Source organism: Streptomyces sp. NPDC057697 (genome assembly GCF_042799335.1).
Classification (GTDB): Bacteria; Actinomycetota; Actinomycetes; order Streptomycetales; family Streptomycetaceae; genus Streptomyces.
Genome location: NZ_JBHVJA010000016.1, coordinates 1 through 11,749 on the forward strand (window position 1 = coordinate 1; position 11,749 = coordinate 11,749).

An 11,749-nucleotide genomic window follows, 5' to 3' on the forward strand; every position below is an offset into this window, starting at 1 on the left:
CCCTGGGCGCGCACCGGCTGACCGCTCCCGCGGCCGGCGACCGGCCGCGGCCAGCCTGCCCCAGAGCAGATCGGCCAGGCTGCGTACCAACTGCTCGCGGGAGCAGGGGCGTTCGCCCAGCCACCAGTCACCGGCGGCGTGCATCATGCCGACGATGCCGTGGCCCCAGATGCGGGCCATGGCCGCGCTGTCGGGCCCCAGGTCCACCCGCTCGGCTATCACCAGGGCGAGTTCCTCGCCGAGCCGGCGCAGCAGCGGCGCCGAGTGCCGTCCGACGTCGAAGCCCTGCTCCGTCGAGGGCGCCGCGTCGTCGGACGGGTGCATCAGGAAGCGGTAGACCTGCGGGCGGGCCTCGATGGCCGCGAGGTAGGTGTCGAGCGTCGACTCGACGCGCCGACGGCGCTCGGCCGGGGCGTCCAGGGCCGCGCGCAGGGCGATCAGGAGCGCGTCGGTGTGGCGCTTGGCGAGGGCGCGGTAGAGACCGCCCTTGTCGCCGAAGTGCCGGTAGAGGATGGGTTTGGTGATTCCGGCCTCCGCCGCGATGGCGTTCATCGAGGCCCCCGGCCCGTCCCTGAGCACCACGCGGTCGGCGGCTTCGAGCAGCTCGCGACGGCGGCTCTCCGCTGCTGTCCGCTGGCGCTCTGCCTGTCGTGTGCTCTCCATGTCGCCTCTCCCCGCCCCTGGCCGTGCATATGCGTCCTGCCTGCGCAACGTAACACCCTGCCCAGCGCCGTGCGGATCCGAACCCGGGCGGTTGACAGAGGCTACTTGTCGGTAACAGACTGCGGTTACCGCAAGTAACGAGTGGTTTTTTCACGGCAGTACGTGGAGGGGAACATGGCGGAGTTCACGCTCGAACTCAACGATGACCAGAAGCAGGTCCGTGACTGGCTTCACGGCTTCGCCGCGGATGTGATCCGTCCCGCGGCTTCGGAGTGGGACGAGCGTGAGGAGACGCCCTGGCCCATCATCCAGGAGGCGGCCAAGGTCGGCATCTACTCCCTCGACTTCTACGCCCAGCAGTTCTTCGACCCGACGGGGCTCGGCATCCCGATGGCGATGGAGGAGCTCTTCTGGGGCGACGCGGGCATCGCCCTGTCCATCGTCGGTACGGGCCTGGCGGCCGTGGGCGTCCTCGCCAACGGCACCGAGGAGCAGATCGGGACCTGGATCCCCCAGATGTACGGCGATGCCGACGACGTGAAGGTCGCGGCCTTCTGCTCCTCCGAGCCGGACGCGGGCTCCGACGTCGCCTCCATGCGCACCCGCGCGGTGTACGACCAGGCCAAGGACGAGTGGGTGCTGAACGGCACCAAGACCTGGGCGACCAACGGCGGCATAGCCAACGTCCACGTCGTGGTCGCCGTGGTCGACCCGGAGCTGGGCTCCAAGGGGCACGCCTCGTTCATCGTGCCGCCCGGCACCCCCGGTCTCTCCCAGGGGCAGAAGTTCAAGAAGCACGGCATCCGCGCCTCGCACACCGCCGAGGTCGTGCTGGACGACGTCCGGGTCCCCGGCCACTGCCTGCTCGGCGGCAAGGAGAAGCTCGACCAGCGCCTGGCACGGGCCCGTGAACGCGCCGCGTCCGGCGGCGAGCGGGTGAAGAACGCCGCGATGGCCACCTTCGAGGCGTCCCGCCCGGCGGTCGGCGCCATGGCGGTCGGCACCGCCCGCGCGGCGTACGAGGTGGCGCTGGACTACGCGAAGACCCGCACGCAGTTCGGCCGTCCGATCATCGACAACCAGGGCATCGCCTTCCAGCTCGCCGACATGCGGACCAGGATCGACGCCGCCCGGCTGCTGGTCTGGCGCGCCTCCTGGATGGCGACCACCGGCAAGCCGTTCGAGTCCGCCGAGGGCTCCATGTCCAAGCTGTACGCCAGTGAGACGGCGAAGGAGGTCACCGCCCAGGCCGTCCAGATCCTCGGCGGCAACGGCTTCACCCGTGAGTACCCGGTGGAGCGGATGCACCGGGACGCGGCGATCTACACGATCTTCGAGGGCACGAGCGAGATCCAGCGTCTGGTCATCGCCCGCACCCTCTCGGGCATGCCGATCCGCTGAGCCGTCCCGCCGGGTCCGGCCCCGGTCGCCGTGCGGTCGCCGTCGCGGCCCGTACGGCGACCGGGGCCGCGGTGCGTCAGGCGGAGAGGAGGGACTCGATCGCCGTGACCAGCTCGGGCGACTCGGGCTCGACGCGCGGGCGCAGCCGCGCGACCGGCTCGCCCGCCGGGGAGATCAGGAACTTCTCGAAGTTCCACTGGACGTCACCGGCCTCGCCGTCCGCGTCCGCCAGCCGGGTCAGCTCGACGTAGAGCGGGTGGCGGCCCTCGCCGTTCACCTCGGTCTTCTCCAGCAGCGGGAAGCTGACCCCGTACGTCGTCGAGCAGAAGGTCCGGATCTCCTCCGCGCTCCCCGGCTCCTGGCCGGCGAACTGGTTGCACGGCACGCCGAGCACGGTGAAGCCGCGGTCCGCGTACTCGTTCTGGAGCTTCACCAGGCCCGCGTACTGCGGGGTGAGCCCGCACTTGGACGCGACGTTCACCAGCAGGACCACCTTGCCGCTGTGGTCGGCCAGGGAGGTGGGCTCGCCGGTGAGGGTGCGCAGGGGGATGTCGTGCAGCGTCATGAGGGTCTCCTCGTAGAAGTGACTTCCGCGGCCATTGTCCCGCCCGGGGACGGCCCGTTCGAAGCCGGCCGCCGGCGGCCCGGACCCTCCGTACGCCGCCGACCTGCGGGAGTCCCGTCACCGCCTCGAACGCGGCATGACCCCGATGAGCGACCCGTGTGCGGTTCGCGCCGGTCGCCGAACTCCTGTGCCCCGCCCGGGATCCGGCGCTCCCGCCGTCATCGTGAGGGCGCCGCCCGCTCGGGACCGAGCGGCTTGTAGTAGAGCGTCGTCGGCTTCAGGGCCCCGTCCGGGTCCCCGGCGTACCCCGGGATCGAGCCGCACTCCGTCCAGCCCGCCGAACGGTACAGCCGTTCCGCGTGGCTTCCGCTCTCGGTGTCCAGGACCAGCAGGGTGACGCCGGACTCGGCGGCCGACCGCTCGACGGCGTCCAGCAGCGAGCGGCCCAGCCCCCGGCCGCGGGCCGACGGACGCACCATCAGCTTGGTCACCTCGGCGCGGTGACGCGCGTTGGGCAGCCGGCCCCGGACCAGGCCGATGGTCCCGGCGACCCGTTCGGCGTCGCGGGCGATCCACACCTGGAGATCGCCCGCGTCGACGGCCCCGGCCCGCTCCCGCCACCAGGCGGCGGCCGCGTCGCGCTCCAGCGGCGCGAGGAAACCCACCGACGAACCGCCGTTCACGGTGTCCACCAGAAGGGCGGCCAACTCATCGGCATAGGTGACCAGTTCATGTCCACAGACGGTGACGATCTCGGTCATGTACGGAGTCCTCTCAGGGCAGAACGATCATCAGTGCGTAGCGGACCGGCTCCGGCCCCGGACAGCGGAAGCGCGAGGGGCCGTACAGCCGGAACCGGAGACAGTCGCCGCGGCGCACGGTGTGCACGGTGCCCTCGACGGTGATCTCGACCGCTCCCTCCAGTACCCACACGTGCTGCTCCGTACCGGGGACCGGTGCCTTCTCGTAGGCGATGGCGGCCCCCGGGCGGAGGGTGCCCTCGACGACCTCCGCCCGCAGACCGGCGTGCGGGGGCGACACCGACCGGCGCACGAAGCCCGGGGCCTCGTCCCGCCGGACCGGTTGCCGCGCGGCGGGGACGAGCCGCGGGGGTTCGGCCTCCACCTCCAGCAGCAACCGGGACATCGTCCGTCCGTAGACCGCGCACAACGTGCCGAGCAGGGCGGTGGTCGGGCTCAGTTCGGCACGCTCCAGCCGCGACAGCGTGGACCGGCTCACCCCGCTGCGCCGTGCGAGCTCCTCCAGCGACCAGCCGCGCTCGGTGCGCAGCGCGCCCAGGCGGGCGGCGAGCCGGGCGTCGACGGAGCCGGAATCCATCTCTCGGGTTCCTCTCATCATGGAGATGATATCTCTGCATGGAGACGGATGGGGTGAGGGGCCCGGGAAGTGCCCGCACCGCGGCCCCGGAAGCCTTCGTTCTGCCGAGCGGGTGCCTACGTGACACCCTGGTTCGGGGAGGCCCCGACGGCCACTCGGCCCGCCGGGTTTGCTCTGCAAGCCGAGGAGGCCGCAATGGCCGGCACAAGCAGTGGGCCGCCGGTGGCACCCGCCACCTCTCCGACCCCGCACCACCCCTTCCGGATCGGCTGGACCGCCTTCGCGGCGGTACTGATGATCTTCGGCGGAGCGATGGCGATCTTCGAGGGGATCGCCGCCATCGCCAGGAACGACGTGTTCATCGCCACCCGCGACTACGTGTTCCGGTTCAGCCTCTTCGGCTGGGGCTGGATCCACCTCGCACTCGGCATCGTCATCGTCGTCGCCGGATGCGCGCTGTTCTCCGGAGCCCTGTGGGCACGGGTGACCGGCATCGTGCTCGCGGGCCTGAGCGCGCTGGCCAACTTCCTGTGGCTGCCCCACTACCCGCTCTGGTCCATCGTGCTCATCGCGATCGACGTGTTCATCATCTGGGCGCTGTGCGCCGGTCCCGAGGAGGAGAAGAAGGCCGTCTGAGGGCGCCCGCAGGCGCCGTGGCAGGAGGCGGACAGCGCAAGACCGCGGCGGTCCGCCGGCAACGGATGGCAACGGACCCCGGGAGTGGCGTCCATGGACCGGTACCCGCCCATCGCCGAACACGGGCTGGTCGGCGATCTGCACACCGCCGCACTGGTCTCCTCGCGGGGCGTCGTCGACTGGTTCGCCGCCCCGAGGTTCGATTCCCCCAGCATCTTCGCCGCACTGCTCGACCACGAACACGGCGGCTGCTTCCGGCTGGCGTCCGACGACCCCGCGAGCACCTGCCGCCAGCTCTACTACCCGGACAGCGCGGTCCTGGTCACCCGTTTCATGGCGCCGGACGGGGTCGGCGAGGTGCTCGACTGGATGCCGCCCGGACCCGCAGGGACCCCCACCGACCGGCACACCCTGGTGCGGGCCATGCGCACGGTGCGCGGAACCGTACGCTTCGCCCTGGAATGCAGGCCCCGGTTCGACTACGGCCGGGCCGCCCACGCGCTCGAACCGCGGCCCGGGGGAGCGGTGTTCCGGGCCCCCGGCATCGCGGCCCACCTGCGGACCGGATTCCCCGTGGCGCGCGACGGCCGGGACGTCGTGGGCGACGTGGTGCTGAACGTCGGCGAGTCGGCCTACGCGGTCTTCACCGTCTGCGCCGCCGACGGACCCGCACCGCCCGAACCGACCGTCGACTCCGTCACCGAACAGCTCTGGGAGACCGTCGACTTCTGGCAGCGGTGGGTGCGCGGCTCCCGCTACCGTGGCCGCTGGACCGACATGGTCAACCGCTCCGCCATCACGCTCAAGCTGCTCACCTACGCCCCCTCCGGCGCACCCGTCGCGGCGGCGACCATGGGGCTGCCCGAGCAGGTCGGCGGCGAACGCAACTGGGACTACCGCTACACCTGGGTCAGGGACGGCGCGCTGTCGGTCCGGGCCCTGCTCGACCTCGGTTTCGCGGACGAGGCGATCGCCTTCACCCACTGGATCACCGACCGGCTCCGGCAGGAGGACGGCGGGGAGGAACCCCTCCGGATCATGTACCGCGTCGACGGCGAACCCCTGCTGACGGAGGAGACCCTGCCCCGGCTGGAGGGCTACCGGGGCTCGTACCCGGTACGGCTCGGCAACGCGGCGGCCGACCAGTTGCAGCTCGACATCTACGGCGAGGCCCTCTACGCGCTGTCCGAGTGCCATGAGGTGGGCCTCCAGGCGGGCTACGGGGGCTGGCAGGTCGTGGCCAGGACCCTGGACCGGCTCGTGGACCGCTGGGACCGCCCCGACGAGGGCATCTGGGAGACCCGCGGCGGACGGCAGGACTTCACCTACAGCCGGGTGATGTGCTGGGCGGCGTTCGACCGGGGGCTGCGCCTGGCCTCCGAACTCAGCAGGCCCGCCGACACCGTCCGGTGGACCGGGGCCAGGGACGCCATTCTCGAACAGGTCATGGAACGCGGCTGGAACGAATCCGAGCGGGCCTTCGCCCAGTACTACGGCAGCGGGGTGCTGGACGCCTCGCTGCTGCTGATGCCCCGGGTCGGGTTCCTCGCGCCGAAGGACCCCAGCTGGCTCGCCACGCTCGACGCCATGGACCGCACGCTCGTCTCCGACAGCCTGGTCTACCGCTACGACCCCGCGGCCTCCCCGGACGGGCTGCGGGGCTGCGAGGGCACGTTCAGCCTCTGCACGTTCCTGTACGTCGACGCCCTGGCCCGCGCGGGGCGGCTGTCCAAGGCCCGCTACACCTTCGAGAAGATGCTCACGTACGCCAACCACGTCGGCCTGTTCGCCGAGGAGATCGGCCCCAGCGGCGAGCAACTCGGCAACTTCCCGCAGGCGCTGACCCACCTCTCGCTCATCACGGCGGCCCGGACCCTGGACGAGGCACTGGACGTGGCGCACTCCCGGCACCACGGCTGACGGCGCCCGGCGCGCCGCGTCTCCCCGCCCCGGCGGGCCCGGCCTCGTGAAGCCCTCTCGGCGTGGACGTCGTACGCCGACGGGGGCGGCGGCGCGGGCACCCGCGGCCGGAGCCACGAGGAGGGCCGTGCCCGCCGTGACCCGATCGGCCGACACGTTCCGTGTCTCCCCGGGCGTGCCGGGGCCGGGAACCGGGGAACCCGCGCCGGTCCCGCGGGCCGTGCGGGCGAGCACCGCCGCCGGAGGCCGGGGACGGGCGGCCCCGGCCCGCGCCACGGGGCCGACGGGCCCCGCGCCGTCTCCCGGCGCCATGACCGGCCCCGCCCCGCCACACCCATGACCGAGATGCGCACCGGCCCGCCCGCTGCTGCAATGACGGAAGCACAGGCCCCGGCCCGAAGCGGGGCAGTCGAGACTCCGAGGAGCCGGTGTGAACAGCGAGACCGACGAGACAGGGCCGATCGACTACCTGGTGGTCGAGTTCCCGGGCAACCGGATGACGGGCGAGGGACTGCCCCTGCTGGTCGATCTCGTCGACCGGGGCATCATCCGCATCCTCGACCTGGTCTTCGTCAGGAAGGACCAGGACGGAACGGTCGCCGGGGTGGAGCTCGCCGAACTGACCGGGGACGGCCACGACGAGCTCGCCGTGTTCGAAGGGGTGTCCTCCGGGCTGGTCGGCCGGGACGACATCGACGAGGTGAGCGCGGTCCTCGAACCCGGCAGCGCCGCCGGGATCGTCATCTACGAGAACGTCTGGGCCGGACCGTTCGCGGCCGCCCTGCGCCGCTCCGGAGGACGGCTCGTCGCCAGTGGGCGCATCCCGGTCCAGGAGGTCCTGGCCTCCCTCGACGCGGCCGAGGCCGGGTCGAGGGCCTGAGCCGCCGAGCCGGGCCGGACGCCCGCGCGGAGCCGGCCGCCGGCCGTTCTCGCCGAGCCAGTCAAAGGAGATGCACCATGCCAGGCCTTCTTCGCGGCATCGCCCGCACAGCGGTGATCGCCGGAACCGCCACCTCGGTCTCCAACCGGGTCTCCCGGCGCCAGGCGGGCCGCTGGGCGCAGCAGGACGCCGAGCAGGCGCGGCCCGCTCCCGCCGCGCCTCCGCCCGCCTCCCTCGCGCCGGAGGACGAGATGAGCAACAAGATCGCCCAGCTCAAGGAGCTCGGCGACCTCAGGAGCCAGGGGGTGCTGAGCCAGAGCGAGTTCGAGGCCCAGAAGGCCAGGCTCCTCGCCTCCTGAGGCGCGCTTGCCGTCCCCGGGCGTGCCCGGCCGGCCGTCGAAGGAACGGATCGGCGCGGCCGCCGGCCGGTCCGGGGCGCGTGGACAGGGAGTCCGTCGCCCGAGAAGGACTCCGGCGGAACATCCCGGCCCGCCGCCGGACGACACGCCGCGCCGAGCGGTCGACTCCTCCGTCGCGCACCGCCGGGGGACGCCACCGTGCCGCAGGGGCGTCGTCGCATCGCGGACGCGGGTCCTGAGAAGATCGGTCCGTGGAATCCGCCGAGCCCTTCCCCGAACCCCTCCCCGGATCAGGATCCGGAACCGGGCCCTCGCCCGAGGACGAACCCGCCGGTCGCACGGCCCGCCGCGCAGTGGTGCGCTGCCGTCTGTGCGGCCGCCCGCTCACCGGCACGGAGTCGCGCCGCACCGGTCTCGGCCCCGCCTGCGACGCCAAGCTCCACCCCGCGCCCCCGGACATCCGCACCCGCCGCCACGAGGTCGAGCAGGACCCGCTGCCCGGCGTCTGACCGGGCAGGGCTACCCGCCGAGGCGGCGGAACAGCCCCTCCTGCACCACGGACACCAGCAGATTGCCGCCGCGGTCGTAGATCCGTCCGCGCGCCAGCCCCCGCCCGCCCGTCGCGACCGGCGACTCCTGGTCGTACAGGAACCACTCGTCCGCCCGGAACGGACGGTGAAACCACATGGCGTGGTCCAACGACGCCATGTCGAAGCCGCGCGGCCCCCACAGCGGCTCCACCGGGATGCGGACCGCGTCGAGCAGCGTCATATCGCTCGCGTACGTCAGCGCACAGGTGTGCACCAGGGGGTCGTCGCCCAGCGGGCCGACCGCGCGCATCCACACCGCACTGCGCGGGTCGGCGTCCTCGGCCTCCTCCTTCGTCCAGCGCAGCCGGTCGACGTACCGGATGTCGAAGGGCTGTCGCCGGGCCATGCGCTCAAGAGCGTCCGGCAGCACACCCAGGTGCGCGCGGACCTCCTCGGCGACGGTCGGGAGCTCCTCGGGAGCGGGCACCTCGCGGGCCGGCGGTAGCTGGTGCTCGAAACCCGCCTCCTCCGGCCGGTGGAAGGACGCCGTCAGATTGAAGATCGTCCGGCCCTGCTGGACGGCCGTGACCCGGCGGGTGGTGAACGACCGGCCGTCCCGGACGCGCTCCACCTCGTACACGATCGGCACCCCCGGACGCCCCGGCCGCAGGAAGTACGCGTGCAGCGAGTGGACCGGCCGGTCCCCGTCGGTGGTCCGGCCCGCCGCGACCAGCGCCTGCCCGGCGACCTGCCCGCCGAAGACCCGCTGGAGCGACTCCTGGGGGCTGCGGCCACGGAAGATGTTGACCTCGATCCGCTCCAGGTCGAGCAGATCGACCAGGCGTTCCGCGGGATTCGTCATGCCGTCCGTCCCCCTGCTCGCAGTGGCGCCGCCCCTGCGGCGTACGCCCTCACAGCTGACCGACCGAGGTCACGCGGACCACGGCCCGGCCCTCCTCGTCGGAAGCGGCCAGATCGATCTCCGCGCTGATGCCCCAGTCGTGGTCGCCGTTCGGGTCCGCGAAGGTCTGCCGGACCCGCCACAGACCGTGCGCCGCGTCCTCGTCGATCTTCAGCAGCTTCGGCCCCCGGGCGTCCGGACCGGTGCCCAGGTCCTCGTACTCGTCCCAGTAGGCGTCCATCGCCTCGCCCCACGCGTCCTCGTCCCAGCCCGCCTCGCCGTCCAGCTCACCGAGGTCACGGACCCGGTCCAGCGCGGCCAGCTCCACCCGGCGGAACATCGCGTTGCGCACCAGCACCCGGAAGGCGCGGGCGTTGGCCGTGACCGGCTTCACCTCGTCGGCCCGCTCCTGCGCCTGCTCGGCGGTCTCCACCTCCGGGTTGGCCAGCTGCTCCCACTCGTCGAGCAGACTGGAGTCCACCTGGCGGACCATCTCGCCCAGCCAGGCGATCAGGTCCTCCAGGTCCTCCGACTTGAGGTCGTCCGGAATGGTGTGCTCCAGCGCCTTGTACGCGCTCGCCAGATACCGCAGCACGATGCCCTCGGTGCGCGCCAGCTCGTAGTTCGAGGTGAACTCCGTGAACGTCATGGCCCGTTCGTACATGTCCCGGATCACGGACTTCGGCGAGACCGGGTGGTCGCCCACCCACGGATGGCTCCTGCGGTACACGTCGTAGGCGTGCCACAGCAGCTCGCTCAGCGGCTTCGGGTACGTGACCTCCTGGAGCAGCTCCATCCGCTCCTCGTACTCGACGCCGTCCGCCTTCATCCGCCCGACCGCCTCGCCGCGCGCCTTGTTCTGCTGCGCGGCGAGGATCTGCCGCGGGTCGTCGAGCGTCGACTCGACGACGGAGACCATGTCCAGCGCGTACGAGGGGGAGTCCGGGTCGAGCAGGTCGAAGGCGGCCAGCGCGAAGGTGGACAGCGGCTGATTGAGCGCGAAGTCCTGCTGGAGATCGACGGTGAGCCGGACGATCCGGCCCTCCGCGTCCGGCTCGGCGAGCTGCTCCACCACACCGCCGTCCAGCAGCGAGCGGTAGATCGCGATGGCCCGGCGGATGTGCCGCAGCTGCGCCCGGCGCGGCTCGTGGTTGTCCTCCAGCAGGTGCCGCATCGCGTCGAAGGCGTTGCCGGGCCGTGCGATCACGGACAGCAGCATGGTGTGCGTGACCCGGAAACGGGAGGTCAGCGGCTCCGGATCGGACTGGATCAGCTTGTCGAACGTCGTCTCCGACCAGGCGACGAAGCCCTCGGGGGCCTTCTTCCGGACCACCTTGCGCTTCTTCTTCGGGTCGTCGCCCGCCTTCTTGACGGCCTTCTCGTTCTCGATGACGTGCTCGGGCGCCTGCGCCACGACGAAGCCCGCCGTGTCGAAGCCCGCCCGGCCCGCCCGGCCGGCGATCTGGTGGAACTCCCGGGCGCGCAGCGTACGGACGCGGGTGCCGTCGTACTTGGTCAGGGCCGTGAACAGCACGGTGCGGATGGGGACGTTGACGCCGACGCCGAGGGTGTCCGTACCGCAGATCACCTTCAGCAGACCGGCCTGCGCGAGCTTCTCCACCAGACGCCGGTACTTCGGCAGCATGCCCGCGTGGTGCACCCCGATCCCGTGGCGCACGTAGCGCGAGAGGTTCTGGCCGAACTTGGTGGTGAAGCGGAAGTTGCCGATCAGATCGGCGATCTTCTCCTTCTCCTCCTTGGTGCACATGTTGATGCTCATCAGCGACTGCGCCCGCTCGACCGCCGCGGCCTGGGTGAAGTGCACGATGTAGACCGGCGACTGCCGGGTGTCCAGGAGCTCGGTGAGGGTCTCGGTGATCGGGGTCAGCCGGTACTCGTAGCTCAGCGGCACCGGCCGGGTCGCGGAGCGCACCACGGAGGTGGGGCGGCCGGTGCGGCGGGTCAGGTCCTCCTCGAACATCCGGACGTCACCGAGGGTGGCCGACATCAGGACGAACTGCGCCTGGGGCAGTTCCAGCAGAGGGATCTGCCAGGCCCAGCCCCGGTCGGGCTCGGCGTAGAAGTGGAACTCGTCCATCACGACCTGGCCGATGTCGGCGTACTTGCCGTCACGCAGCGCGATGGAGGCCAGCACCTCGGCCGTGCAGCAGATCACCGGGGCGTCGGCGTTGACCGAGGCGTCGCCGGTGAGCATGCCGACGTTCTCCGTGCCGAACAGCTTGCACAGGTCGAAGAACTTCTCCGAGACCAGCGCCTTGATCGGCGCGGTGTAGAAGGTGACCTTGTCCTGGGCCAGCGCCGTGAAGTGCGCACCCGCCGCGACCAGGCTCTTTCCGGAGCCGGTCGGGGTGGAGAGGATCACGTTCGCGCCGGAGACCACCTCGATCAGCGCCTCCTCCTGGGCCGGATAGAGGGTGATGCCCCGCGTCTCGGTCCATGACGAGAAAGCCTCGAAGAGGGCGTCGGGGTCGTCGGTCGGGGGCAGCTGATCGATAAGGGTCACGCCCCCATCTTGCCTGCCTTCCGCCCGGATGA

At 71.9% G+C, this 11,749-nt stretch carries 12 protein-coding genes; 6 read left to right on the plus strand and 6 right to left on the minus strand.

Going from position 1 to position 11,749, the window contains the following annotated elements:
- Positions 1–663, minus strand: a 663-nt coding sequence (locus ACFVFH_RS31180; protein ID WP_383774832.1) for a TetR family transcriptional regulator, incomplete at its 3' end; no start/stop codon positions are given.
- Between the two features lie 174 nt (positions 664–837).
- On the opposite strand from ACFVFH_RS31180, the gene ACFVFH_RS31185 reads away from it, so the two are divergent.
- Positions 838–2,064 (plus strand): acyl-CoA dehydrogenase family protein, encoded by a 1,227-nt coding sequence (locus tag ACFVFH_RS31185; RefSeq protein WP_383774834.1) that lies wholly within the window; start codon positions 838–840, stop codon positions 2,062–2,064.
- Between the two features lie 76 nt (positions 2,065–2,140).
- On the opposite strand, the gene ACFVFH_RS31190 is transcribed toward ACFVFH_RS31185, so the two are convergent.
- The 3 genes from ACFVFH_RS31190 to ACFVFH_RS31200 all read right to left on the minus strand — a co-directional run bounded on the left by ACFVFH_RS31190 (position 2,141) and on the right by ACFVFH_RS31200 (position 3,985).
- Positions 2,141–2,629, minus strand: coding sequence for a glutathione peroxidase (locus tag ACFVFH_RS31190; protein ID WP_383774837.1), 489 nt, complete (start codon positions 2,627–2,629; stop codon positions 2,141–2,143).
- Between the two features lie 218 nt (positions 2,630–2,847).
- Positions 2,848–3,390 carry a GNAT family N-acetyltransferase gene (locus ACFVFH_RS31195; RefSeq protein WP_383774839.1) on the minus strand — a complete coding sequence of 181 codons (543 nt, stop codon included), beginning with the start codon at positions 3,388–3,390 and terminating at the stop codon, positions 2,848–2,850.
- A 13-nt stretch (positions 3,391–3,403) separates the two neighbouring features.
- On the minus strand, positions 3,404–3,985 hold the full coding sequence (locus ACFVFH_RS31200; RefSeq protein WP_383774842.1) for a helix-turn-helix domain-containing protein: 582 nt from the start codon (positions 3,983–3,985) through the stop codon (positions 3,404–3,406).
- 177 nt (positions 3,986–4,162) lie between these two features.
- On the opposite strand from ACFVFH_RS31200, the gene ACFVFH_RS31205 reads away from it, so the two are divergent.
- The 5 genes from ACFVFH_RS31205 to ACFVFH_RS31225 all read left to right on the plus strand — a co-directional run bounded on the left by ACFVFH_RS31205 (position 4,163) and on the right by ACFVFH_RS31225 (position 8,271).
- Positions 4,163–4,603, plus strand: a complete 441-nt coding sequence (locus tag ACFVFH_RS31205) for a hypothetical protein (RefSeq protein WP_383774844.1) — start codon at positions 4,163–4,165, stop codon at positions 4,601–4,603.
- Positions 4,604–4,696: 93 nt separating this feature from the next.
- Complete coding sequence (locus ACFVFH_RS31210) at positions 4,697–6,523, plus strand: glycoside hydrolase family 15 protein (protein WP_383774846.1); 1,827 nt, start codon at positions 4,697–4,699, stop codon at positions 6,521–6,523.
- A gap of 430 nt (positions 6,524–6,953) precedes the next feature.
- Positions 6,954–7,403: a DUF6325 family protein gene (locus ACFVFH_RS31215; protein ID WP_383774849.1), complete on the plus strand. Its 450-nt coding sequence runs from the start codon at positions 6,954–6,956 to the stop codon at positions 7,401–7,403.
- A gap of 77 nt (positions 7,404–7,480) precedes the next feature.
- Positions 7,481–7,762 (plus strand): SHOCT domain-containing protein, encoded by a 282-nt coding sequence (locus tag ACFVFH_RS31220; RefSeq protein ID WP_383774852.1) that lies wholly within the window; start codon positions 7,481–7,483, stop codon positions 7,760–7,762.
- 251 nt (positions 7,763–8,013) lie between these two features.
- Positions 8,014–8,271 (plus strand): DUF6011 domain-containing protein, encoded by a 258-nt coding sequence (locus ACFVFH_RS31225; protein WP_383774854.1) that lies wholly within the window; start codon positions 8,014–8,016, stop codon positions 8,269–8,271.
- A 10-nt stretch (positions 8,272–8,281) separates the two neighbouring features.
- On the opposite strand, the gene ACFVFH_RS31230 is transcribed toward ACFVFH_RS31225, so the two are convergent.
- Entirely contained in the window at positions 8,282–9,154 is an 873-nt protein-coding gene (locus tag ACFVFH_RS31230) for an acyl-CoA thioesterase (protein WP_383774857.1), read from the minus strand.
- A gap of 49 nt (positions 9,155–9,203) precedes the next feature.
- The gene (locus tag ACFVFH_RS31235) at positions 9,204–11,717 is read right to left on the minus strand and encodes a DEAD/DEAH box helicase (RefSeq protein ID WP_383774859.1); all 2,514 of its coding nucleotides are present in this window, start codon (positions 11,715–11,717) and stop codon (positions 9,204–9,206) included.
- Positions 11,718–11,749: the final 32 nt, after the last annotated feature.